Source organism: Pseudomonas sp. SIMBA_067 (assembly GCF_046534675.1).
Lineage (GTDB): Bacteria > Pseudomonadota > Gammaproteobacteria > Pseudomonadales > Pseudomonadaceae > Aquipseudomonas > Aquipseudomonas putida.
On record NZ_JAWRYH010000785.1, the window covers coordinates 1 to 257 of the forward strand.

At 52.1% G+C, this 257-nt stretch carries 1 pseudogene; it reads right to left on the minus strand.

The features are described from left to right. Nucleotides 1-34: 34 nt before the first annotated feature. Nucleotides 35-257 (minus strand): annotated as a pseudogene (locus SB765_RS31335) (hypothetical protein); the annotation flags it as partial.

Sequence of the window (257 nt, forward strand, 5' to 3'; positions counted from 1 at the left end):
GCTGCTGAAGAGATATCCGGGAGTCTGCATGGCGTCAGAACAGCGTAAACGGCACGATAACCATAAATTTGATGTCCTTCTCGTCCTGAAAAATGTTGCCGTAACCGCCGCTGTAACTGGGCAGATTGCTGTGATTGTCGTAGCGGGTGTAATGCAGTTTAAACAGGGTATCTTTGGCGCGGCCCTGCTGGATTTGATAGATCAGATCAAGGTTCCAGGCGGACTCTTTCAGCCGCTGGCTCTGGTCAACGGTGGGC